This window comes from Aestuariimicrobium sp. G57, assembly GCF_050110855.1.
Taxonomy (GTDB): Bacteria; Actinomycetota; Actinomycetes; order Propionibacteriales; family Propionibacteriaceae; genus Aestuariimicrobium.
Map to the genome: position 1 here is coordinate 1 of NZ_JBNINW010000003.1, position 25,341 is coordinate 25,341.

The 25,341-nt window shown below is 68.5% G+C and carries 23 protein-coding genes, 1 tRNA gene, 1 other RNA gene and 1 pseudogene; 14 read left to right on the forward strand and 12 right to left on the reverse strand.

Going from position 1 to position 25,341, the window contains the following annotated elements; genetic code table 11:
* Positions 1-1,032 (reverse strand): DUF222 domain-containing protein (locus tag ACQCX5_RS06950; protein WP_434541307.1); only part of this gene is annotated, 1,032 nt, incomplete at its 3' end.
* Between the two features lie 599 nt (positions 1,033-1,631).
* Between ACQCX5_RS06950 and map the strand changes: the two genes are divergently transcribed.
* From map to ACQCX5_RS06965, 3 genes are all read left to right on the forward strand, one after another.
* Entirely contained in the window at positions 1,632-2,531 is a 900-nt protein-coding gene (gene map, locus ACQCX5_RS06955; RefSeq protein WP_434541308.1) for a type I methionyl aminopeptidase, read from the forward strand.
* Between the two features lie 40 nt (positions 2,532-2,571).
* An RNA gene (gene rnpB / locus ACQCX5_RS06960) (RNase P RNA component class A) lies at positions 2,572-2,921 on the forward strand.
* Positions 2,922-2,945: 24 nt separating this feature from the next.
* Complete coding sequence (locus tag ACQCX5_RS06965) at positions 2,946-3,467, forward strand: hypothetical protein (protein ID WP_434541309.1); 522 nt, start codon at positions 2,946-2,948, stop codon at positions 3,465-3,467.
* A gap of 2 nt (positions 3,468-3,469) precedes the next feature.
* On the opposite strand, the gene ACQCX5_RS06970 is transcribed toward ACQCX5_RS06965, so the two are convergent.
* Both ACQCX5_RS06970 and ACQCX5_RS06975 read right to left on the reverse strand, forming a co-directional pair.
* Complete coding sequence (locus tag ACQCX5_RS06970; RefSeq protein ID WP_434541310.1) at positions 3,470-4,918, reverse strand: RNB domain-containing ribonuclease; 1,449 nt, start codon at positions 4,916-4,918, stop codon at positions 3,470-3,472.
* Positions 4,919-4,945: 27 nt separating this feature from the next.
* The gene (locus ACQCX5_RS06975; RefSeq protein ID WP_434541311.1) at positions 4,946-5,671 is read right to left on the reverse strand and encodes a zinc ribbon domain-containing protein; all 726 of its coding nucleotides are present in this window, start codon (positions 5,669-5,671) and stop codon (positions 4,946-4,948) included.
* A 72-nt stretch (positions 5,672-5,743) separates the two neighbouring features.
* Here ACQCX5_RS06975 and ACQCX5_RS06980 point away from each other — a divergent pair, with 72 nt between their 5' ends.
* Both ACQCX5_RS06980 and ACQCX5_RS06985 read left to right on the forward strand, forming a co-directional pair.
* Entirely contained in the window at positions 5,744-7,492 is a 1,749-nt protein-coding gene (locus ACQCX5_RS06980) for a phosphatidylglycerol lysyltransferase domain-containing protein (RefSeq protein WP_434541312.1), read from the forward strand.
* Positions 7,476-8,225 carry an SGNH/GDSL hydrolase family protein gene (locus ACQCX5_RS06985; protein ID WP_434541313.1) on the forward strand — a complete coding sequence of 250 codons (750 nt, stop codon included), beginning with the start codon at positions 7,476-7,478 and terminating at the stop codon, positions 8,223-8,225. The genes ACQCX5_RS06980 and ACQCX5_RS06985 overlap by 17 nt, the downstream gene beginning before the upstream one ends.
* On the opposite strand, the gene ACQCX5_RS06990 is transcribed toward ACQCX5_RS06985, so the two are convergent.
* Positions 8,130-9,068: an acyltransferase domain-containing protein gene (locus tag ACQCX5_RS06990; RefSeq protein ID WP_434541314.1), complete on the reverse strand. Its 939-nt coding sequence runs from the start codon at positions 9,066-9,068 to the stop codon at positions 8,130-8,132. The two genes, ACQCX5_RS06985 and ACQCX5_RS06990, sit on opposite strands and share 96 nt — an antisense overlap.
* A gap of 46 nt (positions 9,069-9,114) precedes the next feature.
* On the opposite strand from ACQCX5_RS06990, the gene ACQCX5_RS06995 reads away from it, so the two are divergent.
* Together ACQCX5_RS06995 and corA are read left to right on the forward strand one after the other, a co-directional pair.
* Positions 9,115-10,659 carry an aminopeptidase P family protein gene (locus ACQCX5_RS06995; RefSeq protein ID WP_434541315.1) on the forward strand — a complete coding sequence of 515 codons (1,545 nt, stop codon included), beginning with the start codon at positions 9,115-9,117 and terminating at the stop codon, positions 10,657-10,659.
* Complete coding sequence (gene corA, locus ACQCX5_RS07000; RefSeq protein ID WP_434541316.1) at positions 10,659-11,672, forward strand: magnesium/cobalt transporter CorA; 1,014 nt, start codon at positions 10,659-10,661, stop codon at positions 11,670-11,672. The genes ACQCX5_RS06995 and corA overlap by 1 nt, the downstream gene beginning before the upstream one ends.
* A gap of 20 nt (positions 11,673-11,692) precedes the next feature.
* On the opposite strand, the gene ACQCX5_RS07005 is transcribed toward corA, so the two are convergent.
* The 3 genes and pseudogenes from ACQCX5_RS07005 to ACQCX5_RS07015 form a co-directional block, all read right to left on the reverse strand.
* Complete coding sequence (locus ACQCX5_RS07005) at positions 11,693-12,307, reverse strand: SAM-dependent methyltransferase (protein ID WP_434541317.1); 615 nt, start codon at positions 12,305-12,307, stop codon at positions 11,693-11,695.
* Positions 12,308-12,372: 65 nt separating this feature from the next.
* Positions 12,373-12,882, reverse strand: a pseudogene (locus tag ACQCX5_RS07010) (general stress protein); the annotation flags it as partial.
* Positions 12,883-12,911: 29 nt separating this feature from the next.
* A complete protein-coding gene (locus tag ACQCX5_RS07015) occupies positions 12,912-13,832 on the reverse strand; it encodes an HpcH/HpaI aldolase/citrate lyase family protein (protein WP_434541318.1) in 921 nt (306 codons plus the stop codon).
* 63 nt (positions 13,833-13,895) lie between these two features.
* On the opposite strand from ACQCX5_RS07015, the gene ACQCX5_RS07020 reads away from it, so the two are divergent.
* The 3 genes from ACQCX5_RS07020 to ACQCX5_RS07030 are packed head-to-tail and all read left to right on the forward strand — an operon-like array spanning position 13,896 to position 16,885.
* Positions 13,896-15,167 carry a magnesium transporter MgtE N-terminal domain-containing protein gene (locus ACQCX5_RS07020; protein WP_434541319.1) on the forward strand — a complete coding sequence of 424 codons (1,272 nt, stop codon included), beginning with the start codon at positions 13,896-13,898 and terminating at the stop codon, positions 15,165-15,167.
* Complete coding sequence (locus ACQCX5_RS07025) at positions 15,160-15,699, forward strand: DUF1003 domain-containing protein (RefSeq protein ID WP_434541320.1); 540 nt, start codon at positions 15,160-15,162, stop codon at positions 15,697-15,699. The genes ACQCX5_RS07020 and ACQCX5_RS07025 overlap by 8 nt, the downstream gene beginning before the upstream one ends.
* A gap of 31 nt (positions 15,700-15,730) precedes the next feature.
* The gene (locus ACQCX5_RS07030) at positions 15,731-16,885 is read left to right on the forward strand and encodes an Mrp/NBP35 family ATP-binding protein (RefSeq protein ID WP_434541321.1); all 1,155 of its coding nucleotides are present in this window, start codon (positions 15,731-15,733) and stop codon (positions 16,883-16,885) included.
* Positions 16,886-16,906: 21 nt separating this feature from the next.
* Here ACQCX5_RS07030 and ACQCX5_RS07035 read toward each other — a convergent pair whose 3' ends face one another.
* The 4 genes from ACQCX5_RS07035 to dapA all read right to left on the reverse strand — a co-directional run bounded on the left by ACQCX5_RS07035 (position 16,907) and on the right by dapA (position 20,455).
* Positions 16,907-17,335: a sec-independent translocase gene (locus tag ACQCX5_RS07035; protein ID WP_434541322.1), complete on the reverse strand. Its 429-nt coding sequence runs from the start codon at positions 17,333-17,335 to the stop codon at positions 16,907-16,909.
* Between the two features lie 22 nt (positions 17,336-17,357).
* Positions 17,358-18,818, reverse strand: coding sequence for a zf-HC2 domain-containing protein (locus ACQCX5_RS07040; protein ID WP_434541323.1), 1,461 nt, complete (start codon positions 18,816-18,818; stop codon positions 17,358-17,360).
* Positions 18,815-19,441, reverse strand: coding sequence for an RNA polymerase sigma factor SigE (gene sigE, locus ACQCX5_RS07045; protein WP_434541324.1), 627 nt, complete (start codon positions 19,439-19,441; stop codon positions 18,815-18,817). The genes ACQCX5_RS07040 and sigE overlap by 4 nt, the downstream gene beginning before the upstream one ends.
* Before the next feature lie 99 nt (positions 19,442-19,540).
* The gene (dapA, locus tag ACQCX5_RS07050; RefSeq protein ID WP_434541325.1) at positions 19,541-20,455 is read right to left on the reverse strand and encodes a 4-hydroxy-tetrahydrodipicolinate synthase; all 915 of its coding nucleotides are present in this window, start codon (positions 20,453-20,455) and stop codon (positions 19,541-19,543) included.
* 30 nt (positions 20,456-20,485) lie between these two features.
* Between dapA and ACQCX5_RS07055 the strand changes: the two genes are divergently transcribed.
* Positions 20,486-21,136, forward strand: a complete 651-nt coding sequence (locus tag ACQCX5_RS07055; RefSeq protein WP_434541326.1) for an O-methyltransferase — start codon at positions 20,486-20,488, stop codon at positions 21,134-21,136.
* Positions 21,137-21,213: 77 nt separating this feature from the next.
* Here the strand turns inward: ACQCX5_RS07055 and glgC are convergent, their stop codons facing one another.
* Complete coding sequence (gene glgC, locus ACQCX5_RS07060; protein ID WP_434541327.1) at positions 21,214-22,440, reverse strand: glucose-1-phosphate adenylyltransferase; 1,227 nt, start codon at positions 22,438-22,440, stop codon at positions 21,214-21,216.
* Positions 22,441-22,560: 120 nt separating this feature from the next.
* On the opposite strand from glgC, the gene ACQCX5_RS07065 reads away from it, so the two are divergent.
* From ACQCX5_RS07065 to glgA, 3 genes are all read left to right on the forward strand, one after another.
* Positions 22,561-23,838 (forward strand): hypothetical protein, encoded by a 1,278-nt coding sequence (locus ACQCX5_RS07065; RefSeq protein WP_434541328.1) that lies wholly within the window; start codon positions 22,561-22,563, stop codon positions 23,836-23,838.
* A 137-nt stretch (positions 23,839-23,975) separates the two neighbouring features.
* Positions 23,976-24,049 (forward strand) — tRNA-Gly (locus tag ACQCX5_RS07070).
* A gap of 21 nt (positions 24,050-24,070) precedes the next feature.
* The gene (gene glgA / locus ACQCX5_RS07075) at positions 24,071-25,267 is read left to right on the forward strand and encodes a glycogen synthase (RefSeq protein ID WP_434541329.1); all 1,197 of its coding nucleotides are present in this window, start codon (positions 24,071-24,073) and stop codon (positions 25,265-25,267) included.
* Positions 25,268-25,341 lie beyond the last annotated feature (74 nt).

Sequence of the window (25,341 nt, forward strand, 5' to 3'; positions counted from 1 at the left end):
TTCCCGCATCCGGGCCGGCACGTGGTAGGCGTCGGTCGGTGCGAGCTCTTCCGGGTTCAGCACCGGCCGGACGCTGATGCGGGTGTTGCCGGTGAGGTGTTTGACCCAGCCGGCGAGCAGGGAGCCGGCCTTCTCGACCTTCACCAGCCCTTCACCGGTGTGCAGGGTGCTGTCGGTCAGATGCACGACCAGTTCCGTGCGGGGCAGTAGCTGGTCGGGGTCAACAGTGATGGTGCCGCAGGTGTGACCGCGCTGGCCCTGTGCGGGGCAGTCCGGGTTGAACCCGTCAGCCTCGCCGGGCAGCTCATCGGTGAGGGCGGCCTGCAGCAGCTGCAACGCCCGCGCTGGGGTGGCGAGCAGGCCGAGCGCTTGGGCCCGGCGGACCTGCTGGGACTCGCGGTTGCCACCCATCGCGAGGATTTCGGCGAGCCGGTTCAGTTGGGCGTCGAGGAAGATCGCATCCGCCGTATCAATCGTCGCGGAGACGTCGGCGACCCCGGCCCCGGAGCCGTCGACGCCGCGGGTGTTGATGTCCACCCGCCGTCTCGCCAGGGTCTCGTCCGGTGGTGGCTGGTTGGGGTCGTGCAGCAGCTCTTTGACACACGCTTTGATGAACTCGAGCACGCGGCCGAACGCCATGGTGTTGAGCCAGTGCGGCAGGTCCCGGTCGAGTTCGACCGCTTGCTCATAGGACAGCTGCCAGGTGGCGCTGGCGAGTTCGGTGGCCTGCCAGACGCGGAGCCGGCCGTCCATGAGCACGGCCCAGGTGTTCGGCAGCCGATGTCTGACAGCGAGGGCGTGGGCGATGTGGACCCTGACGGCTTCTTCGGACTGCTTCAGCGCCGCGGCGAGTTCGAGGGTGCAGAACTCCGCCACCCCCGGGGTGCCGTCGCCGCCCCACTGCACCAACCGCTCCGTACCGGCCAGCACCGGCGATTCCTCGGGGATGTAGCTGTATTGGTCGGCGAACTCGGCATAGAGCCGGAACTCCTCAGCCTCCGCGCGGCACTTGGCCAGGAACGCATCATTCAACGCGACCAGCTTCGCCCGCGCCCCTGCAGCGCTGATCTCGGTCTTCGCGAACCGCTGCTCGGAGGGCCGACGGTCAATCGGCGGCCTCGGTTTGCGTGTCCGCCTCGGCCACGCCCCAGCCGGCTCCGGGTCAGGCGCGGCTGGCGCAGGTCTGGTTCGTGTTGGAGTTGGTCTTGCAGGTGTTGCGGCGTTGGATCCCATCCGGACCACCTCGCCCCTTCATCTCGACTGGACAGAAACACCACCCGACACCACCTCGTGTCGAACAGTTGTTCTATTCTCTCAAGCCCGGGACCCCCACACAACCCCCGCGCAAGATCTGTGGACAACTATTTCCAGCGGCTATTTCCAGCGGCCTCGCCCCGCATGGCTGGCGCCAGAGAATCGCCGGCAACATCGCGCAGCAGCAACACCGTGCAGAAACCTCGTCCCAGACCGAGGTTCCCGCACACCATTACCCGTCACGCTCCACAGGCGAGCACGATGCCCATGCGAAGCCCCGCGCGCGTCGACCGCCCGAGACCACCCACGCAGCCGCTCGTCCTCGCATCAATCGCACGCCCCTGCCCACCGGTCACCCTGCGACTACACTCGCCACGGTGAGCACCATCGTCAAGCCGTACCCCGTCAGTCCCCCGCGCCCCGTGCCGGCGTCGATCCCCCGGCCCCACTACGTCGGCAAGTCCGCACCGCAGCCCTATCTGGGCAGCCACGTGCAGGATGCAGGGACGATCGAGGCCATGCGCGAGGTGTCGATGATCGCCTGCCAGGCGATGCACGAGGCAGCCAAGGCGATCGCCCCCGGCGTGACGACCGATGACCTCGACAAGGTCGCCCACGAGTTCATGATGGATCACGGCGCCTACCCCTCGTCGCTCGGCTACCGCGGCTTCCCCAAGTCGTGCTGCACCAGCGTCAACGAGGTGATCTGCCACGGCATCCCGGACGGCCGCCCACTCGAGGACGGCGACCTCGTCAAGATCGACGTCACCGCCTTCAAGAACGGCGTGCACGGTGACAACTGCGCCACCTTCTACTGCGGTGACGTTCCCGAGGAATCACGCCTGCTCACCGAGCGCACCCAGGAGGCCATGAACCGCGGCATCAAGGCTGTGAAGCCCGGCCGTCCGATCTCGGTCATCGGACGCGTGATCGAGTCTTATGCCAACCGGTTCAACTACGGCGTGGTCAGGGAATACACCGGCCACGGCGTGCACACCGCTTTCCATTCGGGCCTGGTGATCCTGCACTACGACGAGCCCCGCCTGGACACCCCCATCGAGGTCGGCATGACCTTCACGATCGAGCCGATGCTCGCCCTGGGCGCGGCCGCCAATGAGCAGTGGGACGACGGCTGGACCGTGGTCACCAAGGACCACTCCCGCGTGGCGCAGTTCGAGCAGACGATCGTGGTGACCCCGCAGGGTGCCGAGGTGCTCACGGTGCCGATGCCCGGCATGACCCCCGCCCCGAACGGACCGGCCCCCCGCCTGCCGTGATCGGCCGAGCGGCGCCGAACCGCTAGAATCGTGAGTCGGACGAGTCGGCCGGATGATCGCGGCGGCAACGCTGAGGAAAGTCCGGGCTCCACAGGGCAAGGTGGTGGGTAATACCCACCCGGGGTGACCCGCGGGACAGTGCCACAGAAAACAGACCGCCAACCACGGTTGGTAAGGGTGAAACGGTGGTGCAAGAGACCACCAGCACGCCAGGTGACTGGCGTGGCTCGGTAAACCCCACCTGGAGCAAGACCAGACAGGACGTGCTTGAGGGCTGCCCGCCCGAGCGTCCGGGTAGGTCGCACCGCGCAAGCGGAAGGCCGTTGGCAACAACGGTCGCAGATAGATGATCATCCACGACAGAACCCGGCTTACAGGCCGGCTCGTCCCCCACCTGAGGAAAACCCGTCTGCCATGAAGGCCGCACTCACCGCTGACCCCGAGCTGGCCGCCGACCTCGCCCGCCGCAGCCGCCACCAGGCGCTCATCTTCGCCGCGCTCGCCCTTGCCGGACTCGTCCTCGTGACCGTGCTCGCGGCCACCGCGACCGGCACCCGCACCCAGCAGGTCGGCGTCGGGCTGGTCACGCTGCTGCTGGCCGCCGCTGCCGCCCTCACGTTCCGCCGTGCCGGATCCGCACGGGCTGCGGCCGCTCACCCGACCGGGGCGACGATCGTGACGGTCGACGAGGACGGCATCACCGCAGGCGGCCACACCACGCCGTGGCACGAGCTGACCCAGGTCACGCTGGGCACCAGCAACTGGCGCCAGCTCAGCCAGGGCGTCACCGGCACGCTGTTGCTGAAGACGCACCACGACCCCGTCGGTCGGCCCGTGCGGTTTGCCGCGGTGCCGCGGGCGACCTATGACGAGTTCGCCATCGCCACTGCCGCCCTGTGCACCCAGCATGAGGTGACCCACCACGTCAGCGGGTGACCTCAGACCGCCTTGAATTCCACCTTGCCCCGGGCGACGTCGACCTTCACCAACTGCGCCTCGATCTCGGCGCCGAGCTGCAGCCGTCGTCCGCGCACCGGGCCCTCGACCGCCGGCTGGGCCAGTGACAGCACGCCCTCGTCGGGGCGTTTCTCATCAACCTGCAGCACCACACCGCTGAACCGCTCCCCCACCCGGTGCTGCATCGTCAACGCCTCGACCAGGTCGTTGATACCCCGCTCGAACGACTTGGCCCGGCGATCGGATTGCTTCATCGTCTCGGGCAACTCATCGAGCTCGGCCACGGCCCACTCCGGCACCTCACGCCCGGCCGACAGCGCCAGGCAGATCTCGCCCACATACCGGTCGACCAACCGGCGCAGCGGAGCAGTCGTGTGCGCATACTCGGCCGCCAGCGCCCCGTGCACGCGCTGGTCCGGTGCGAGACCGGGCACCACCACCGTGTACCCGGCACCCCGGAACAGCCGCACACAGGCGAGCATCATCGCCTGGGCGGCGGGGTTGGTCACATCGAGTGCCCGCACGAACTCCGCATAGCCAACGTCGGCGGCCCAGGGCAGCCCCAGCCGGTGGGCGACCGACCGCAGCAGCTTGATCGTCCGGGCATCGGCTGGCGGCAGGGTACGCAGGATGCCCACGCCACCCTCGATCATCATCGACGCTGCTGCCATGCCGGTCATCAGCGAGATCTGGGCGTTCCAGTCCTCGACGGGCAGGCCCTCACGGTATTCGAGCGCCCAGGTGCCGTCCTCGACGTGCACCTCCTGGTCAGGAAGGTTGAGCGACACGCCGCCGCGGTCGGCCTCGACCCGGGCGCGGAGCTGACCGACCTCACGCAGCAGCATCAGCGACTCGCGGGCCCGGCCCGCGTCGATGTCGGCCTGCACGCTCGCATAGTCGAGTTTGGCGGTGCTGGTCACCAGCCCGCGCCTGACGGTCGCCGCAGACAGCGACCCGTCCTCGGCGACCTGCATGCGCCACACCTGCGCCGGTCGGGCGACCCCGTCGTCCAACAGGCTCGCCGCACCCTCACTCAGCGTGGGCGGGTGCAGGCTGTAGCGCACGTGCGGTGCGTAGTGCGTCTGCCCGCGCCGGTGCGCCTCGGCGTCGATGGCACCACCGGGCCGCACCCATGCCGCGACGTCGGCGATGGCGTAGTGGACGACGTAGCCGGAGCCATCCCGCTCGATGTGCAGCGCCTGGTCCAGGTCCATTGACGACGGCGGGTCGATGGTGACGAACGGGATCGACGTCAGGTCCTCATGTCCCAGCGTGGTGTCGTAGCCACGCGCCACCACCTCGTCCACCTCGGCGAGCACGTCGGCGGGGAACGCGGTCGGCACCCCCAACTCGTCACGCAGGTCTTCGAAGGCCTGCCGGATCGGCTCGGGAAGGTCGTGGTCGTCGACGCGGACTTGCTGGACGGGCATCTCGGGTCCTCTCGTGGGGGACGGTGTTCAGGCGCGCACCAGGATCCGGCCGCACTCCTCGCACCTTACGACGTCGTCGGGCCCGGCCGAGGAGTAGCGGCGCAGATCGGCGGCATCGGCCTCAACCCGACAACCCTGGCAGCGGCCATCAGCGAACTTCGCGGCACCCGTCCCGGCCTTGGCCGCGGCCTTCTCGTACAGGCCCACGAGATCGGCTGCCAGCACCCGCGCGACACCCTCGCGCCGCGCCGACAGCTCGGTGACCTCGGCATCGATCTCGCCGAAGGCCGCATCGCGCCGGCCCAGCATGGCCCGGCCCTGCTCGTCGATCACCCGCCGCTTGCCGGCGATGTCATCGCGCACGGCGGTGGCATCCTCGATCTGCTGCATCAGCTCGAGTTCCTCGTCCTCAAGCTTGGTGATGCGGCCCTTGAGGTGCTCGATCTCTTCGACCATGGCGCGCAGCGCCTTGGGATCGGCGATCTCACCGTCGTCGACCTTCTTCTGGTTGCGTTCCAGCCGGGCGCGCGCCGGGGTCAGGTCGGCCTCCAAGCGATCCTGCTCGACCACCAGATCGCTCAGCGCTGTCTCGGCGGCCACCAGGGTCTGCGTCACAGCCTTGCGCTGGCCCGCCAGGTCGCCCAGCTGGGCCAGTTCGGGCAGCGTCGAGCGACGGTGCTTCGCACGGGTGATGGCGAGGTCGACCTCGGCCAGCTCGAGCAGCCGACGCTGGTCGGTGGGTGATGCCTGCATGGGGGCCTCCTGGATGGACTTGTGGAGCCCGACTCTACTAGGCCGCGCCCGCTGCGGACGTAGCCTTGTGGCGTGAAAAGCCCGCGTGACCTGCTGCGACACCTGACGGCCCCCCGCACACTGTCCGTGCTGTTGTGGGTGATGGGTCTGATCGACCTGGTCAGTGCCCTCGTGCCGCGGTTGCGTCCGCGACTCGAGGTGATCAACGACTGGGGCTATGTCTTCGCCGCCCATGTCGCCGGCGTCGGCACCGCCATCGCCGGCATCCTGCTGATCGTGCTGGCGCGCGGGGTGCGGCGCGGGTTGCGCAGCGCCTGGTGGGCCTCTGTGCTGCTGCTCGGCGCCACCAGCGTGCTGCACATGATCAAGGACTTCGACCTCGCCCAGGCCCTGCTCAGCCTCGCCCTGTTGGCCCTGTTCATCACCGGACGAGCCCAGTTCGCTGCCAAGGACAGTCCCCGTTCGGCAGTCAAGACCCTGGGCGTGGCCGTGGGTGCCTTCGTGACCGCTGTGCTGCTCGGCACCGCGCTGCAGACGCTGTTCCACCATGGCCAGGCGGTCGGCACCACGCTGTGGCACCGTGTGCTCAACTCGGTCACCGGCATGGTGGGGCTCAACGACAGGGTGCAATACCTCAGCGATGCCGTTGCCGCCCGGTGGCAGGTCAGCCTGCTGATGATCGGCGCCGCGGCGCTGTTGACGGTGCTGGCCGTGGCCCTGCGCCCCAGCGACGGCCCGCATCCGCTGCGCCCCGAAGAGGAAACCGAACTGCGCTCCCTGATGGCCCGCAACAAGCGCCCGGGGTCCCTGGACTACTTCGCGCTGCGCCGTGACCGGTGTGTCGTCTTCAGCCCCTCGCGCACGTCGGCGATCAGCTTCAAGGTGGTCGGCGGGGTCAGCCTGGCCGGCGGTGACCCGATCGGTGACCCGGGGCTGTTCGGCGAAGCCATCGAGGCCTGGCTGACCCAGACCCGCGAGTTCGGCTGGCTGCCGGGCGTCCTGGGGGCCAGCGAGGCCGGCGCCAGGGCCTACCAGAAGGCGGGCCTCGAGGTGCTCGAACTGGGCGACGAGGCGGTGCTCGACGTCACCACCTTCTCGTTGTCGGGCCGGGCCATGAAGGGTGTGCGCAATACCGTGACCAAGACCCGGCGAGAGGGCCTGACCGTCGACATCCGCCGTGTGGGTGACCTCAGCGCCGACGACGTCGCCGCCGTGCGCACAGCCGCCGACGCCTGGCGCGACGGTCCAGTCGAGCGTGGCTTCTCGATGGCCCTGGGACGCTTCGCCGACCCCGCCGACCGCGACTGCGTGCTGGTGCGTGCCTTCGTCGACGGGCACCTGTGCGGCGTGCTGCACATGGTGCCCTGGGGCACCACCGGGCTCTCCCTCGACCTGATGCGGCGCAAGCCGGACGCCGTCAACGGCACCGTCGAGACCATGGTCACTGAACTGGTCGAGTGGTGCCGTGGGCAGGGCATGACCCGCATCTCGCTGAACTTCGCCGTCTTCCGCGAGGCTTTCGAGCGTGGTGACCGCCTCGGCGCGGGCCCCATGCAGAAACTGCAGTACCGCACCCTGATGTTCATCAGCCGGTTCGCCCAGCTCGCCTCGCTCTACCGTTCGAACGCCAAGTACGAACCCGACTGGCAGCCCCGCTACGTCTGCTACGAACGCGCGGGCGACCTGGTCGAGGTGGCCATCGCGATGCTGCGGGCCGAGGCGTTCCTGACCCCACCATCGTTCGGACGACGCGGCGCCCCGAAGGGTGACGAACCTGCCGCGCCCACCCCCGCCGAGGCGAGTGATGTCGTCCACCAGTGAACCGTTCAGGCTGCTGGTGCTGGGCGACTCCGTGCCGGCGGGCGTCGGCTCGGGCGGGCGCACCTATGCCAAGCTGCTCGTCCGCTGGATCACCGAAGCCACCGGGCGTCCGGCACGCGCCGCCAACCTGGCCATCCCCGGGTTGACCACGCGCATGCTGGCCCTGCAACTGCGCCTGCCGTTGACGCGGCGCGCCGTCAGGACCGCCGACGTCATCGTCATCACGATCGGCGCGAACGACCTGTCGGCCAAGGCCCTGACCAGCCCCGACGCCGGCAGCGCGGACCTCGATGCGGCGCTGTCCCGGCTCGCCCGGCGCCTGCACCACGCCCTGGGCGAGGTGGTGCGGCTGCGTGGTGGGGCGGCTGGGGTCTGGCTCACCGGCTATTGGAACGTCTTCGCCGACGGCTCGGTGGGTGCCGGCAAGGGCCTGCACCACCTGCGCATCGCCGACATCGTCACGCGGCGCACCAATGCGACGCTGTGGGCGGTGGCCGCCGACCTGGGCATCGGCTTTGTCGACCTGTACGTGCCGTTCAAGGGCCCGCTGGGCCGCGCCGACCCCACCCGTCTGCTCGCCGGCGATGGCGACCACCCCAATGCCGATGGCCACCAGGTGATCGCCGAGACCCTGTTCTCAGCGCTCGACCCGCACCTGACCACACCGGATTCGCCCACGCACCCGCTGCAGGTGCCCACCGGAGCGCCACAACCCCACCAGGGCCCGTTCTAGCGACGTGCGCTGCGGCAGTTCGTCCACCCCGTAGGGCAAGGCGGTGCCCTCGAGCGGTTCGATGTCGAAGACGAAGTAGTACCCGTCGCGATCGTTCCCGGACGACGAGCACGCCTGCCAGCGCGCGGCGAAATCGGCGACATTGCTGCCCGGCAACAGCTGGCCCAGCTGTGGGTCGAGCAGCCATGACCAGCAGGTCAGCCAGTCCAACCCGCCCTCGTCGAGCTGGTCACCGAAGTGCTCCCGGAAGAACGCCGGCGCCCGCTGCAGTGATTCATCCACGAGTCCGGGCGCCATCGATCCCCCGGCCGGGATGTGGGTGTTCAGCATCGTCACCGGCGCCGGCAGGGTGCCATCCAGGTCGCTGCGGTACAGCTCGAACTGCAGCCGCCCCAACCGGATGTAGCAGCCCGCCCAGACATTGCGCAGCCAGTTGAAGTGCGTCAGCCCCGTGCGCCCCGTGACCGCCCGGTGCTTGGCGACCTGTTGACCGAGGTCTGCCAGCGACGCCCAGCTGGTGGCCTCGTCAATGCCCCGCGACGCATGGAACGCCCGCACGTCATCAACCGTGGCCAGCAGCGCACACAGCGGTTGGGCCCCGGCCATGACCGGGTCGAAGACCTCACCGGGCCAGAACCCATCCCGTTCGAACACCCCTCGCCAGGCACCGATCCAGGGCAACAGGTAGTGCTCGGCCAGCCAGGTGGTCCGGGCCACCAGGTCCTCATCGGCCAGCACCGCGCCCACCGCCCGCAGCAGTGGTGCGCGGTCCTCGTCCTCGACGCCGAGCAGGGTGAGCCGTTCCGGCCAGTCAGTTCGGTCGAGTCGGTCGTGCAGGTGCATGGCCGAAGCCTAGGATGACGGGTGCGATGAACAGGAGGCGCCACCCGTGAGCGACCAGAACGAGACGACCGCAGTGAGCGAAGACGAGCCGACCACCCCCGAAGAGGTGCCCAACCGGCAGTCACCCTTCTCACAGGCCTTCCGCGACTTCATCCCCACCGGGTGGGCGCCCTATCCCGCCGAGCTGCCCCCGGCGCTGGCGGCGTCCGCGTGGACCCCGGCGCGACGGGCGGCCCTGGGGGCGAAGTTCGCCGGGGAGCGCCTCGTGGTGCCCGCAGGCGGGCTCAAGGTCCGCGCCAACGACACCGACTACCCCTACCGCCCCGACACGGCGTTCGCGTACTACTCGGGCCTGGGCGGCGACCGCGAACCCGATGCCGTGCTGGTGCTCGAACCGGTCGACAACGGCGAGGTCATCGACGGGGTGGCCGCAACCCACGCGCCCACGCTCTATTTCAAGCCGCGGGCCCCGCGCACCGACCCCGAGTTCTATTCCGACGCACGCTACGGCGAGATGTGGGTGGGACAGCGCGAATCGCTTGACGAGATGGCGGCGATGGTCGGGTTTGCCTGCGCGCCGATCAGCCAGCTCGATGAACACCTGGCCAAGAACCTTGAGTCGACCACGATCCGGGTGCTTCGCGTCGCCGACGACGCGGTCACTGCACGCATCGACCAGTTGCGCGCCGACCACGGCCACGCCGACCAGTCCGAGCTCGACGAGCAGTTCGCCATCGCCGCCTCGGAACAGCGGCTGGTCAAGGACACCTTCGAGATCGACCAGCTGCAGCTCGCCTGCGATGCCTCGGCCGAGGGTTTCGAAGCGGTGGTCGCCGACCTGCCCGAGGCGGTGCGTCGTGGACGGGGCGAACGCTGGGTTGAAGGCGTCTTCGGGCTCTACGCCCGACACCACGGCAATGCCGTGGGCTACGACACCATCGCGGCCGGGGCCGACCACGCCAACACGCTGCACTGGGTGCGCAACGACGGCGACCTGCGCGACGGCGACCTGCTGTTGATGGACGCCGGTGTCGAACTCGACAGCCTCTATACCGCCGACATCACCCGCACCCTGCCCGTCAACGGGCGCTTCAGCCCCGCACAGCGAAGGGTCTATGACGTCGTGTTCGAAGCGCAGCAGGCGGCGATGGCGGTGGCGAAGCCCGGAACCACGTTCAAGGACGTGCACCTGGCCGCGATCACCGTCATCGCCACCCGGCTGCACGAGTGGGGTCTGCTGCCGGTCACCCCCGAGCAGTCGCTCGGCCCCGACGGGGGCCAGCACCGCCGCTGGATGGTGCACGGCACCAGTCACCATCTTGGCCTCGACGTGCACGACTGCGCCCAGGCCCGCGCCGAGCATTACCGTGAGGGCAGGTTGGCTGAGGGCATGGTGATCACCATCGAGCCCGGTCTCTATTTCAAGGCCACTGACCTGTTGGTGCCCGACGAACTGCGGGGCATCGGCGTCCGCATCGAGGACGACATCGTCATCACTGCGGACGGCTGCCGCATCCTGTCCGACAAGCTGCCACGCGCGGCCGATGACGTCGAGTCGTGGATGGCCGGCCTGCTCGCGCAGGGCAGCTGATGTCGACCGACCCGCACCCCCACGAAGCAGTCGTGGCGTGGGGGTGGTACGTCGACGGCCTGAAACAGCCGATGGACGACCTGCACACCGCCACCGAACGCGCCAAGGTGGGACACGGCTTCATCTGGATGGGCCTCAAGGACCCCACAGTTGAGCAGATGGAACACTTCGGCACCCAGTTCAACCTGCACCCGCTCGCGATGGAGGACGCCGTCGAGGGCCACTTCCGCTCGAAGCTCGAAAACTTCGATGACTCGCTGTTCGTGGTGCTCAACACCGTTGCCTACAGCCCCCATGACCGGCTCACCGACACCAGCGAGGTGGTCTCGACCGGCCAGATCATGGTCTTCCTGGGCCAGAACTTCGTGCTCACGGTGCGCCGTGGTGAGCAATCGCCGCTCAGAACCCTGCGCCACGAGCTCGAGGCTGAACCCGAACTGCTCGCCGGCGGACCCCACGTGGTGCTCTACAAAGTCTGTGACCGGGTGGTCGACGACTACATGCAAGTGGTCACCGACATCGAGGACGACCTGGACGACATCGAGGAGAGCATCTTTGCCCCCGAGGGTGCACTGCACCTCGAACGGGTCTACCAGCTCAAGCGCGAAGTGATCGAGTTCCGCCGTGCAGTGGTGCCGTTGTCGGCGCCACTGGCAGCGTTGATGACCCGCGACCTGGCGCTGATCCCCAACGACTCGAAGGCCTATTTCCGCGAGGTGGCCGACCACCACACCGAGGCCCGTGAAGCCGTGGCCAGCTACGACGAGGTGCTCACCAACCTGCTGCAGGCGGGCATTGCCCGGTTGTCGATGAAGGACAACCAGGACATGCGCAAAATCTCGGCCGCCGTCGCCGTGCTGGCGGTGCCGACGCTGGTCGGTGCCATCTATGGCATGAACTTCGACCACATGCCCGAACTGCACCTGCGCTACGGCTACTTCATCACGCTGGGTGCGATGGCTGTGATCATGGTGGTGCTGCTCATTGCCTTCCGGCGCAACCGGTGGCTCTGAGAGTGCACCCCCTGAGGGGGTCAGCGGGGCTTCTGGCCCAGCACCTGCACGACGCTCGACAGGCCCTGGTGGCCCGGCCCCTCGAAGATGCGCCGCTCGACCAGGTGCACATCGAGCACCAGCCCGGCCCAGTCGCGCAGCGCCCGTTCGCGCGTCAGCAACAGGTCCTCATTCGGCGGGCCACCGGTGCCCAACTGCAGCTGGGCCGGCGAGTACGACTCGAGCACCAGCTTGGCGCCCGGCGCCATCAGCCCCACCAGCGCCTGGCAGATGCCGCCACGGACGCTGCCCGGCAGGTGGCAGAAGATCGAGACGACGGCGTCCCAGGGCTGCTGGGCGGCATCGGACTGCACCCAGTCAGTCAGGTCGGCGACCTGTGCGTCCAGCTCGACGCCGCGCTCAGCGGCCAGCGCACGGGCCTTGTCGACCCCGACGGGTGAGATGTCGACCGTGGTCACCTGGTGGCCACGCTCGGCCAGCCAGACACCGTTGCGCCCCTCGCCGTCACCGATGCACAGCACCCGCGAGCCATGGCGCAGCATGATCTCGTTGGCCTTGAGAAAGTCGTTGGGCCGGTAGCCGAACAGGTACTGCGGGTTGCGGTAGCGCTCGTCCCAGAACTCGCTGCTCACCATTGCGGGGGCTGCTGCGCCGGCGGCTGCTGCTGGTCCTGCGACGGGTCCTGGACCACCCCGCCGTGACCGCTGTACTGGCGCTGCCATGCACCCGGGGCCTTGATGAGCATGTCGCGGGCCTGCTGGGCCACCTTGTGCTCGGCCATGACCTCGTACTTGCTCGCGATGGTGTCGCGCACCGAGTTGAAGTCGCGTCGTCCACGGCTCATGCCATAGGTCAGCGCGGCATTGGCCATGCCGAACAGGATGCCGAAGGCCAGGCCGGCGAACAGGCTCGCCAGCCACGATCCCGGAATGAAGATGCCCAGCAGCAGGCCCACCAGCAGACCCATGAACAGGCCCGAGACCGCCCCCTGGCTGAGCACATTGCCCCAGGTACGCCGACCGGTCACCCGTTCGATCGTCTTGAGTTCTGTGCCGACGATCACGATCTGTTCGACGGGAAACTGGTGGTCGGCCAGGAAGTCGACGGCCTTCTGCGCGTCGGCATAGGTGTCATAGACCGCCACCGATTGCGGGAACTCCAGCATCAGGGCGCGGCCAAGGTCGGGGATGCCACTCGCGGGGATCGACATGGTCCCACCCTAGTCGGTGCGCCCCGCGACTACTCCCCCACACGGGCAAGCATCGCGCGCGCCACCTTTACCCCCGCCTCGTCGACCATTTCGCCGTCGACGACGATCGCACCGCCCTCGGTGTACGCCGCGACGATGCGCCGGGCCCGGTCGAGAACCTCGGGTGCGGGGCTGAACACCTCATTGCCGATCTCGACCTGGCTGGGATGGATGACCCACTTGCCGTCATAGCCCAGCGCCGCGGCGCGGCGTGCCGACGCGCGGAACCCGTCCGGGTCGCCGATGCCGACGAACGGCCCGTCGATGGCCGCCAGGCCGTTTGCCCTGGCCGCCACCAGGATCGTGGCCATCGGATGGTGGAAGTGGTCGCCCGGGTAGCCCTCGGGGATCGAGCCGACCGACAACCCCGACATGCCCATCGACGCCATCCAGTCACCCGGCCCGAACACGAGCGTCTCGATGCGGGGGCTGGACGAGGCGATCTCGCCGACATGCAACAGGCCGGCGGCGTCCTCGACCTGCACCTCGAACCCGATGCGACCCACCGGCAGCCCCGCGGCCTGTTCGGCCTGGGTGACGACCAGGTCGAGGGCGTGCACCTGGGCGGCACTGGTGGCCTTTGGCAGCACCAGGGCATCGATGTGGGCGCCGGCGCCGGTGACGACCTGCCAGGCGTCCTGCGTCGTCCACGGGGTGGTCCAGTCGTTGACGCGCACGGTGATGGTGCCCGGGGCCCAGGTGCCACCGCTGGTGAGCGCCGCGATCACCTGGGCGCGTGCGGCCTGCTTCTCGGCGGGGGCCACCGCGTCCTCGAGGTCGAGGAAGATGCAGTCCGCGGCCAGCCCGCGCGCCTTGGCGATGAACCGCTCGCTCGAGCCGGGCACGGCGAGCACCGTGCGGCGGGCGCGGGCGGGACGAGGCGCTGGCTGGGACAGGCCGACAGACGTCATGACGCCACACTACGGCGCGCGCGATGCCCCGCCGGTTGGGGCCCGTGCAATAGATTTCAGCCCGTGAGCACTTCGTCCATCTTCATCGCCCGCATCGTCGGCCTGCAGGTGCTGGACGGCCTCGGTGACCCCGTCGGCAAGGTGCGCGACGTCGTCGTGCAGCAGCGCACCGGCAGGCGACCACCGCGGTGCCGGGGTCTGGTCGTCGAACTGTTCGCCCGCAAACGCATCTTCATCCCGATGATCCGGGTGCATGCGATCGACCCCACCCAGGTGGCGATCTCGGGGGCCGTCGACACCCGCCGGTTCACCCGGCGGGACACTGAAGAACTCGTGGTCGAAGACCTGTTCGACCGGGTCATCGACCGCCCGGACGGTACCCAGGCCGTCATCGCCGACATCTCGATGCGGCAGGTGCGCAACAAGGAATGGGAACTCGACGAGGTCGCGCTGACCGAACGGGTCAACCGTGGGCTGCTGGGCCGGGGACGCCGCCACGTCTACACGCTCGACTGGCACGAGGTCGGGGCCGCGGTGACGGGGTCGGTCGACCAGGACACCACCCAGATGCTGGCCCAACTGGCCGACATGCGCCCGGCCGACATGGCCCGCGAGCTGCACGACATGGACCCCGAACGCCGCCTCGAGGTCGCCCACGCCCTCGACGACGAGCAATTGGCCAATGCCCTCGAAGAGCTGCCCGAGGACGAACAGGTCGACCTGCTGCAGACCCTCGACACCGAACGCGCCGCCGATGTGCTCGAGGAAATGGATCCCGACGACGCCGCTGACCTGATCCGCGAACTGCCACAGGCGCTCGCCGAAGACCTGCTGCAGCGCATGGACGCCGAAGAGGCCCAGGACGTACGCAACCTGCTGGTCTATGAAGAATCGACCGCGGGCGCCATGATGACGCCCGAGCCGGTGATCCTGGGCGTCGACGCCACCGTGGCCGACGCCCTGGCGCGGGTGCGCATCCCCGAGCTCACCCCGGCGCTCGCGTCCATGGTGTTCGTCTGCCGCTCACCACTCGACGTGCCCTCGGGGCGCTACATCGGCGCGGTGCACGTGCAGCGGCTGCTGCGCGAGGCGCCCTCGATCACCGTGGCCGGGCTGGTCGACGCCGGCCTCGAGCCCCTGGACCCCGACACGACCCTGCCCGAGGTCAGCCGATACTTCGCGACCTACAACCTCGTCGTCGCCCCCGTCGTGGACGACCAGCAGCGGCTGGTGGGTGCGGTGACCGTCGACGACGTGCTCGACCACATGCTGCCCGAGGACTGGCGCGGCGACCAGATGGACGGGACCGAACCCCAGGAGGTGATCAGTGGCTAGTTCAACTGGGCGCGAGGTGCGCCTCGACCAACCCGCGGAACGCACTGGCCCGCGGTGGCCCCGACTCTCGTTCGGGCCCGAAACATTCGGCAAGTTCGCCGAAGGGGTGGCCTCGTTCATGGGTACCCCCACGTTCCTGCTGTGGATGACCATCATCGTGGTCGTCTGGATCGCCCTCAATGTGATCGGGTTGTTCGGGTTCAGGTGGGACCCCTACCCGTTCATCCTGCTCAACCTTGCCTTCTCGACACAGGCGTCGTATTCGGCGCCGTTGATCCTGCTGGCGCAGAACCGGCAGGAGTCCCGTGACCGCCTGGGCCTGGACGAGGACCGTCGCGTCGCGGCCCAGTCGCGCGCCGACATGGACTTCCTGGCCCGCGAGATCGCCAGCCTGCGGATGAGCGTCAACGAACTGGCCACGCGTGACTACGTCCGCAGCGAGCTGCGCGCAGAATTGCGTGAGCTGTTGGCTGAAATCGAAAAAAAGGACGAACCCGACGAAGCAGCGTCCACGACGAGTGGGAGAATTTGAATCTGCACCCGAACTGGCCTAGAGATGAGACATGACTGACGAGCATCCGCTGCTGCCCCAGATCCGTGCTGCCCTGCACACGGTCGACGACCCCGAGATCAAGCGACCCATCACCGAACTGGGCATGGTTGACGACGTCCAGGTCGACGATGCCGGCGCAGCTCACGTCCGCATCCTGCTGACCACCTCGGGCTGCCCCCTCAAGGGCCCCCTGCAGACCCAGGTGACCAACGCCGTGTCCGCCGTCGAGGGCGTGACCAATGTGCAGGTCGAACTCGGCGTCATGGACGACGAACAGCGCAAGGCCCTGCGCACGATGTTGCGTGGCGGCATTCCCGAGCGTGAAATCCCCTTCGCCCAGCCCGGCAACCTCACCAAGGTGATCGCGATCGCCTCGGGCAAGGGCGGTGTCGGCAAGTCGTCGGTGACGGTGAACCTGGCCGTGGCCCTGGCCAAGCAGGGGCGCAAGGTCGGTCTGCTCGACGCCGACATCTATGGCCACTCGGTGCCCGACATGCTCGGTGTGGGCGATGCCCGCCCCACCCCCGTCGAAGAGATGATCATGCCGGTGCCCGCCGGTGACCTCAAGGTGATCAGCGTCGGCATGCTCAAGCCGAGCCGCGACCAGGTGATCGCCTGGCGTGGGCCGATCCTCGACCGGGCGCTGACCCAGCTGCTGGCCGACGTCTACTGGGGTGACCTCGACTACCTCATCCTCGACCTGCCCCCGGGCACCGGTGACGTCGCCATGAGCCTCGGCCAGAAGATCCCGAACTCCGAGGTGATCGTGGTCACCACCCCGCAGCAGGCTGCCGCCGAGGTCGCCGAGCGGGCCGGCACGATGGCTGCCATCATGCAGCAGCGCGTGATCGGTGTCGTCGAGAACATGTCGTGGCTCGAGACCACGTGCCCGCACTGCAGCGAGACCCACAAGGTCGAGCTGTACGGCAAGGGCGGCGGCGAGCAGGTCTCGAAGGTGCTCACCGAGCGCCTCGGCTATGACGTGCCGCTGCTCGGCCAGATCCCGATCGACATCGAACTGCGCGAGGGCGGCGACACCGGTCACCCGATCGTCGAGAGCCACCCGCAGCACCCGTCAGCCCAGGCCATGTTCGCGCTCGCTGCCGCGATCGACGGTCGCCGTCGCAACCTCACGGGCCAGCGGCTGAACCTGCAGGCTGTCTGACCCGGCAGGCCTCGGGGCGACTCAGGTCGCCTCGAGGTCATAGGGCGCGGCGTTCCAGTAGTTGCCCACCGTCGAGCCCGCGCTCGACGTCGTGGCCAGGGCCTCGTCCGTCTTCTTGATGGCGCTCTCGATCTCGGTGAGGTCCTTGCCCTCGGCCTGCAGGTCGGACTTGATGCCGGTGAGGTCGTTCTTGATGTCGTTGAGGTCTTCCTGCAGGTCGCCCAGCAGGTGCTTGGCCACGAACGTGCGCGGGTTCAGGTCGCGGATGTCGAAGTTGGCGTACTCGGGGCCGAGTTCGGAGCGCAACTGCGACTGGGCGTCGTTCGCGATGCCGCGCAGGAAGTGGATGACCTTTGCCGCTTTGCGCGCCAGGGGCGGGATCTTCTCGGGCCCGAACATGACGACACCCAGCACCACGAGCATCAAGATTTCAGGCAGGCCAATGTCCACGACTCACACCCTAGCCAATTGCTCAACGAGGTCCGAGCCCGACCAGCCGCGCGAGCCCCGACCAGGACCGCTTGACCGGGTGCATGCTCGCCGGTTCCTGGTGCGGCAATTCGCCGGCCACCACCTGGGCGACTGACGGCCCGGCGTTGGTGGTCACGGTGTAGACCACGCCGCCCGACTGCCAGGTCACGGTCGACCGGTCGGCCGAGACGCCCAGGCTCTTGGCGGCCGCGGTGTCGCCGAGGCGTCCCCGCTGCTGCAGCACGGTGACGCAGACACCGTCCTTCTCATAGACGGCGTGCACGACGTCGGGGTTGTGCGGCGAGTCCGAACTGATCGACTGCAGCCGGAAGCCGGCGAGGTCGCTGGCACAACTGAACCCACCTGTGCACATGGCCCCGGTGGCCGAGGCCACCTCGGCGGGCGCCTTGGACAACTGCAACGGCACCTGGCTGGCCTGCGAAGGCATGTTGCTGGTCAGGCCCAGTTCGGTGAACCCGGCCGAGCGCACCAGCTGCCCGGTCGCATCGAAGGTCTCGTTCCACAGCACCAGGCCCAGGTCGGGCGCAAGCCACCAGCGCGCCACCAGCGACCTGTCTGCGCGTTTGCCCTCGAGCAGGACCGCGCGGTGACCAGCGATGGTGCCACCGTCTGTCATGCGGAAGAACTCAGCGCTGGGCGGCAGGGTGTTGATGACATCGCCCTGGTTGGCGGGCATCATGCCTGAACTGATCACGGCGCCGGACGAGTTGAGCACGGCCACGCTCACGCCCGTCCCCGGTTGCTGTGCCACCTGCACGTCGGCGGTGACATAGCCCTGCTGGCCCGACAGCGTGACGCGCTGGATGCCGACGTAGCCGACCTGTGCCTGCACCGAGTTGAGCAGCATCGACAGGGCCTGGTCGTGGGTGATGCGGCTCCAGGCGAGCGACGTCATCAGCCCCGGACGATCAATGGTCGGGGTGGGACTGAGCTGGCCACCCTGGGCCGAGGCGACGACGGCGTTCACGGCCTGGGCACCGGGCCCGATGCCGAGCGACAGGTCGAACTCGCGGTCGGCTGCCGCACCGGGGTCGCTGATCACCGGCAGCGGCGGGGCCAGCATCAGCCCCAGCGTGAACAGCACACCGACGCAGGCAAGCACAGCCGCCGAGCCGGTCAGGGCACCCTTGCGCAGCGCCCTGCGGGGACTGGGCAACACCCCGTCGCCCGGACGCGAGAGCCACAGTGGGTCCGAGGCCTCGGCCCCGGCGATTGCGGCCAGCCTGGCGGACAGGTCGGCGGGGGCCTCGGCGGGGCGTGCATCGCGCAGTGCCGAGACGACATTCTTCACCTCACCTGCCGCCGCGCTGCAGTCGGGGCACTCGGCGAGGTGGTGCTGCACCTGCTGCGAGGTCTGGGTTGAGGCGACATCGTCAAGCACGGCGTCGAGGGCTTGTCGCGCCTCTCGGCAGGCGACGGGAAGAGGGTCTCGCTGGATCATCGCTTGAGCACCTGGGCCAGCTGCGGGTCGGGGTCGAGGTCGCGGGCCTGGCCGGGTTGTTCGTCCGGCGCCCCCTGCACATGGGAGTGGCCCTCGGCGGGTTTGCGGTGGGCGAGGCGGCGGCGCAGTCCCTGGCGTCCGCGGTGGATGCGACTGCGCACCGCCGCGACCTTGATGTCGAGAATCTGGGCGATCTCTTCATAGCTCAGGCCCTCGATGTCGCACAGCACCACGGCCACCCGGTGGTCGGGTGGCAGGTCGGCGAGTGCCCGGGCCACGTCATGGTCGAGCGAGGTGTCGAGCATCGCGTCAGCAGGGCCGCGGTCGCTCGAGGCGACACGTTCCTGGGCCTCGGCCATGGGCGAGAAGCGGATCTTCTTCTGCCGTCGGGTCGAATCCAGGAACAGGTTGGTGGTGATGCGGTGCAGCCAGCCGTTGAGCGTGCCCGGTTCGAACTTGTGGATCGACTTGAACGCGCGGATGAAGACCTCCTGCGTGAGGTCTTCGGCATCGTGGGCATTGCCGGTCAGCCGCAGGGCGACGCGGTAGACCATGTCGGAGTGGTCGCGGACCAGTTCCTCCCAGGTGGGTGCCACCCAGTCCTGCTCGTCATGACGGGCCATCGCACCTCCCCCAGCGTGTTGTCCGCCGACCGCACCAGCGACCGGATGCGCACCATTTTGCCATGCGTTCCCAAGAGCAGGCTGTGAACTGCTGTCCCCTCAGCCCTGGGCCGCGGTGTGCACCTTCGCCAGGAACTCCCGGACGACGGCGTCGTCGGGCGCAACCATCGGCAGGCGCACGGGGCCGACGCCGCGGCCGGCCAGCTCAAGCCCGGCCTTGACCATGCAGCACCCGGGAGCAGCGAACACGCCCGTGAAGGCCGGCAGCCAGCGGCGGTGCACCTCGAGGGCGTGGGCCCAGTCGTTGGCGAGGGCGGCATCGATGAGCTCGCGCATGCCTCGTCCGGTGAAGTGCGTCGACGTGCCGACCACGCCCACCCCGCCCACCGACAGCAGCGGCAGCGTGATGGCATCATCACCGGCGTAGTAGTCGAGGTCGGTGGCAGCCATGACGGCCGATGAGCTGACGATGTCGCCCTTGGCGTCCTTGACGGCGACGATGTTCGGGTGCTCGGCCAGCGAGACCAGCGTCTCGGGCGCGATCGGCACTCCGGTGCGCCCGGGGATGTCGTAGACCATCACGGGCAGGTCGGTGGCGTCGGCCACGGCGCGGAAGTGGGCCTCGATGCCCTGCTGCACCGGCTTGGAGTAGTACGGCGTGACCACCAGCAGCGCGTGGGCGCCGACGTCGGCGGCGCGCCTGGCCATGCGCACGGTGTGGGCGGTGTCGAAGCTGCCGACCCCGGCGATGATCGTGGCCCGGTCGCCGACGGCCTCGAGCGTGGCGGTGACGGTGGCGAACTTCTCGTCCTCGGTGGTGGTCGGCGACTCGCCCGTCGTGCCGTTCACCACGAGGGCATCGTTGGCCTGGTCGTCGACCAGCTCGGTCGCCAGGCGACGCACGCCGTCGAGGTCGAGCGACCCGTCGTCGGCGAATGCCGTCACCATCGCAGTGACGAGCCGGCCGAGACGGGGACCGGACTGCGGGGTGGAAGTGTCAGCACCATCAGTCATGGGAGCCATGCTAGTGGCTAGGCTGTGCCTGTGACTTCACCGCAGAACTCCGACGGACTCGACCAGCGCTCCTGGGCCTACGCAGAAGACTTCGTGCTGCCCAGCGATGCCGTGGCTGCCAGCAGGCAGGCCTCGGCAGCCCTGGGCATTGAGGCCCTGCCCACCGGCAGCGCAGCCCTGCTGCGTGTGCTCGCCGCCAGCGTGGGGGCGAAGCAGGTGGTCGAGGTTGGCACCGGCAGCGGCACGAGCGGCCTGGCACTGTTCGAGGGCATGAGCCCCGGTGGCGTGCTGACCAGCATCGACCCCGAGGCCGACCGCCAGGCCGAGGCCCGCCGCGCCTTCACCACCGCCGGCATCCCGACGTCGCGGTTCCGGCTGATCGCCGGCATCCCGCTCGACGTGCTGCCACGCCTGAGCGACGCCGCCTACGACATCGTCTTCATCAACGGCGACAAGCTCGAGTACGTCGAATACGTGGCACAGGCGCTGCGACTGCTGCGCCCCGGCGGCCTGCTGGTGCTCAACGACGTGCTGTGGCGCAACCTGGTCGCCGACCCCTACAACGAGGACGACGAGGTCGTCATCATTCGTGAGGCGCTGGGTGCCGTGCTCGAGTCCGACGAGGTCACCCCGACGCTACTGCCGGTGGGCACGGGCCTGTTGGTCGCCGTCAAGAACTGACCCACTCCGCGCACCCATCACGACGAAGCCCCCGGGGAACTGTCCCCGGGGGCTTCATCATGCAGCAGGAAACCCGCTCAGTCGGCCGAGACCTGGGTGCCCTTCGAGACAACGGTGATGCCCCCGGCCGAGACGTGGAAGCCGCGGGCAAGGTCGCGTTCCTTGTCGACGCCGACCTCGGCACCCTGGGCCACGTTCACGCCCTTGTCGAGGATGGCGTTCTCGATCCGTGCACCACGACCGACGGTGACACCGTTCATCAGCACAGAACTGTTGATCTTCGAGTACTTGTGCGCCCGCACGTTCGGGCTCAGCACCGAGTGGTCGACGTCCGCGCCGGAGATGATGCACCCGGCACTCACGATCGAATCCTCGGCCGTGCCGCGCAGGGTGAACTTCGCGCCCGGGGCCTGCACCTGGTTCGTCCAGATCGGCCATTCGGGGTTGTACAGGTTGAACTCGGGGTCGACCGAGACAAGGTCCATGTGCGCCTCGTGATAGGCGTCGATGGTGCCCACGTCGCGCCAGTAGTTCTTGTCCTTCTCGGTCGAGCCGGGCACGGACTGCGACGAGAAGTCATAGACCTGGGCCCGCCCACGACCCACGAACCACGGCACGATGTTGCCGCCCATATCGCGCTTCGAATCCGGGTCGGACGCGTCAGCCTCGAGCGCCTCGACGAAGGCGCGACGGGTGAACACGTAGTTGCCCATCGACGCGAACGACTCGTCCGGCGAGCCGGGCAGGCCCGGCGGGTCGGCCGGCTTCTCGAGGAACTGGGTGATCTTCGAGGACTCGTCCGCATCGATGATGCCGAAGGCCGACGCATCCTTGCGGGGCACCCGGATACCGGCGATGGTGGCGTCGAGCCCCGAGTCGATGTGGCGTCGCAACATGTCCATGACATCCATGCGGTAGATGTTGTCGGCCCCGAACACGACGACGTAGTCGGGGTCCTCGTCAACGATGAGGTTCATCGACTGGTGGATGGCATCAGCGCTGCCCTGGTACCACTGCGGCCCCAGACGCTGCTGGGCGGGCACCGGGGTCACATAGTTGCCCAGCAACGTCGACATGCGCCACGTCAGTGAAATGTGCCTGTCGAGCGAGTGGGACTTGTACTGGGTGAGCACGGCGATCTGGCGCAACTCGGAGTTGGCCAGGTTCGACAACACGAAGTCAATCAGGCGATAGGTGCCACCGAACGGCACAGCGGGCTTGGCCCGATCCGCGGTCAGCGGCATCAGGCGCTTGCCCTCACCGCCGGCGAGGACGATGGACAAGACCTTGGGGCGACTCTGCATGCCACGAACTTATCCGGGTTCGGGCCCGTCGTGGCAAGAGTCCGCCAAGTGTTTCCAAACTCCATCACCAAAGTTCGTTTGACAAGCCACCCAGAGTCGATAATGATTCTCAATATGAGATTGAAGAGTTCTCCCCTGGCCGTCATGGTCGGGCCTGCCCTGGCCATCTGCCTGGTTCTCACCGGCTGTGGTTCGTCGTCCTCGACCGGTTCGTCCCCATCGACCTCCATCCCCGCCAGCACCCCGGCGGACGAGCACGACGAGCACGACCACGAGCATGACGACCATGGCGAAGAAGGGGGCACCAAGAACGAGGACGCCCGCGTTCCCCGCCTGGCCTTCACCCACACCGGCGGGGTGACGGTGGTGGACGCGACCACGCTGAAGCCGGTGAAGACGCTCGACCACGACGGCGACCTGCGACTGCGGGCCAGCGGCAACGCCCGCCACCCCCTGCTCGACGCCGGCACCGAGCTCATCCCGCTCGACCTCGGCTCCTGGACCCAGGCCCACGGCGACCATGGCGACTCGAAGACGACCACCCCCTCGCTGGGTACCCCGTTGAGCGCTGCCAAGGTTGGCCATGTATCACCCAATGGTGAGCTGACCGCGATCTTCGACGACGGCGACGGCTCGGTCGAGGTCTACAACACCGCCGACCTGGGCAAGGCCGATGCCAAGCCCGTGCGCACCCTGACCCTGCCGCCCCACCACGGCAATGCCATCCCGCTCGCTGACGGTGCCCTGTTGCATTCCATCGCGGACGGCGATGATGCGAAAGGCATCCGCATCATCGATGCTTCCGGCAAGACCCTGGCCGAGTCGACGCAATGCCCCGGCCAGCATGGCTCGGCCGTCGCCAAGGGTGCGGTCGTGATCGGCTGTGAGGACGGCGTGCTCATCGTCAAGGGCACTGTGATCACCAAGGTCAAGGCTGGGCCGGCCTACGCCCGGATCGGCAACCTGTTCGGCTCGCCTGACCAGCGCTGGGTGCTCGGCGACTACAAGCTCTCGGCCGATGCCAAGCCCACCCAGGTCGTGGTCATCGACACCGAGACCGCCACGATGAAGACCGTTGACCTGAAGGCCGCCTACACCTTCCGCGGGCTCGGCATCACTGCCGACGGCGATCCGGTCGTGCTGACCAATGACGGCAACCTGCGCGTGATCCACGCCGAGCATGCCGAGGTCGAACAGACCGTGAAGGTGGTGGCACCGTTCACCGAGCCGACGGACTGGCGCCAGCCCCGTCCCACGCTGTACACCCAGGGCCACTGGGCCTATGTCACCGACCCGGCCACCAAGAAGGTGCATGGCATCGAACTGAGTGTCGGCAAGGTGATGGTCACCGGCACGCTGCCGCACACCCCGAACGAGGTCGTCGGCACGCTTGGCTGAGCCTGCCTGACGACCTGGTGGGGGCGGGTCGTCCTCCCCGGCCCCCACCCCAGCAGCCGCGCCGATCACTCTCGGCGCGGCTGCTGCGCGTCCGGGGCCGGAGTGGGCTAAAGTGGTTCGAGCGTCGTTTCGACCACGCGGGTGAGGCCTATGGGTGAGGCGCCCCACTTCCTGTGGGGAGAACTTGGTTCAAGTCCCGGCACCCGCTCCAATTTGTGGAACGATCTGGGGCATGAAGGCATCCCTGCTTACCCGTGAGTACCCGCCGGCCATCTACGGCGGCGCGGGCGTGCACGTGGCCCAGCTCGTTCCCCAGTTGCGCAAGCTCATCGACGTGGATGTGCAGTGCATGGGTGAACCGCGCGAAGGCGCCACCGCGCACGCCGAGAACTTTCCCGAAGGGGCCAACGCTGCCCTGCGTGTGTTCGGGGCCGACCTGTCCATGGTCAATGCACTGCCCCAGGACGTCGACCTGCTGCATTCCCACACCTGGTACGCCAACCTCGCCGGCCACATCGGTGGGCTGTTCCTGTCGGTCCCCCATGTCGTGACCTCGCACTCGCTCGAGCCCCACCGCCCGTGGAAGGTCGAGCAGCTGGGCGGTGGCTACCACCTGAGTTCCTGGGCCGAGCGCACCGCGTTCAACGGCGCCGATGCCGTGATCTCGGTCAGCGCGGGCATGGGCAAGGCCGTGCTCGAGTCGTACCCCGAGCTCGACCCGGGCAAGGTGCACGTCGTCCGCAATGGCATCGACACCGAGGAGTTCAAGCCCGACACCGGCACCGATGTGCTCGCCGAGATCGGCATGAACCTCGACAGGCCGAGCGTGGTCTTCGTCGGTCGCATCACCCGTCAGAAGGGGCTGATCCACCTGGTGCGGGCGGCGCGGCAGTTCGACCCTGATGTGCAGCTGATCCTGCTCGCCGGGGCCCCGGACACCCCCGAGATCGCCGCCGAGTTCAACGGCGCATTCGACGAGCTCAAGAAGGAACGCACCGCCCCGGTGGTCTGGATCGAGAAGATGCTGCCGCGGACCAGCGTGCGCCAGGTGCTCAGCCACGCCACGGTGTTCGCCTGCCCGTCGATCTATGAGCCGCTGGGCATCGTGAACCTCGAGGCGATGGCGTGCGAGACCGCTGTCGTGGCGAGCGCGGTCGGTGGCATTCCCGAGGTGGTCGTGGACGGGCAGACGGGCCATCTGGTGGCCTACGACCCGGCGCAGGCTGAGGACCCCGCCTATGTGCAGGACTTCGAGGCCAGGTTCGCGGCCAAGGTCAACGAGCTGACCCGCGACCCCGCCCGCGCCGCCGAGATGGGCAGGGCCGGGCGCCAGCGCTGCATCGATGAGTTCAGCTGGGACAAGATCGCCCGCGAGACGGTCAGCGTCTACGAGGCTGCCATCGAGCGCCACCGGCAGCGGATGGGCTGAGGCACCAATGCCACGGCGGGGGGACCCCCCCTGGGGGGGGGGTAACGCGGGGGTGTTTTGTTCCTTCCTTTGTT

Bases quoted from the DNA above. Each gene is read 5' to 3' on its own strand.
- ACQCX5_RS06985 (WP_434541313.1), top strand. From the start codon at position 7,476: ATGTCGTCCACCAGTGAACCGTTCAGGCTGCTGGTGCTGGGCGACTCC.
- corA (WP_434541316.1), top strand. From the start codon at position 10,659: ATGTCGACCGACCCGCACCCCCACGAAGCAGTCGTGGCGTGGGGGTGG.
- sigE (WP_434541324.1), bottom strand. From the start codon at position 19,441: ATGGCCCGTCATGACGAGCAGGACTGGGTGGCACCCACCTGGGAGGAA.
- ACQCX5_RS07030 (WP_434541321.1), top strand. From the start codon at position 15,731: ATGACTGACGAGCATCCGCTGCTGCCCCAGATCCGTGCTGCCCTGCAC.
- ACQCX5_RS06970 (WP_434541310.1), bottom strand. From the start codon at position 4,918: ATGCCCGTCCAGCAAGTCCGCGTCGACGACCACGACCTTCCCGAGCCG.
- ACQCX5_RS07015 (WP_434541318.1), bottom strand. From the start codon at position 13,832: ATGACGTCTGTCGGCCTGTCCCAGCCAGCGCCTCGTCCCGCCCGCGCC.
- ACQCX5_RS07040 (WP_434541323.1), bottom strand. From the start codon at position 18,818: ATGATCCAGCGAGACCCTCTTCCCGTCGCCTGCCGAGAGGCGCGACAA.
- ACQCX5_RS06965 (WP_434541309.1), top strand. From the start codon at position 2,946: ATGAAGGCCGCACTCACCGCTGACCCCGAGCTGGCCGCCGACCTCGCC.
- ACQCX5_RS06975 (WP_434541311.1), bottom strand. From the start codon at position 5,671: ATGCAGGCATCACCCACCGACCAGCGTCGGCTGCTCGAGCTGGCCGAG.
- ACQCX5_RS06990 (WP_434541314.1), bottom strand. From the start codon at position 9,068: ATGCACCTGCACGACCGACTCGACCGAACTGACTGGCCGGAACGGCTC.
- dapA (WP_434541325.1), bottom strand. From the start codon at position 20,455: ATGACTGATGGTGCTGACACTTCCACCCCGCAGTCCGGTCCCCGTCTC.
- ACQCX5_RS07005 (WP_434541317.1), bottom strand. From the start codon at position 12,307: ATGGTGAGCAGCGAGTTCTGGGACGAGCGCTACCGCAACCCGCAGTAC.
- glgA (WP_434541329.1), top strand. From the start codon at position 24,071: ATGAAGGCATCCCTGCTTACCCGTGAGTACCCGCCGGCCATCTACGGC.
- glgC (WP_434541327.1), bottom strand. From the start codon at position 22,440: ATGCAGAGTCGCCCCAAGGTCTTGTCCATCGTCCTCGCCGGCGGTGAG.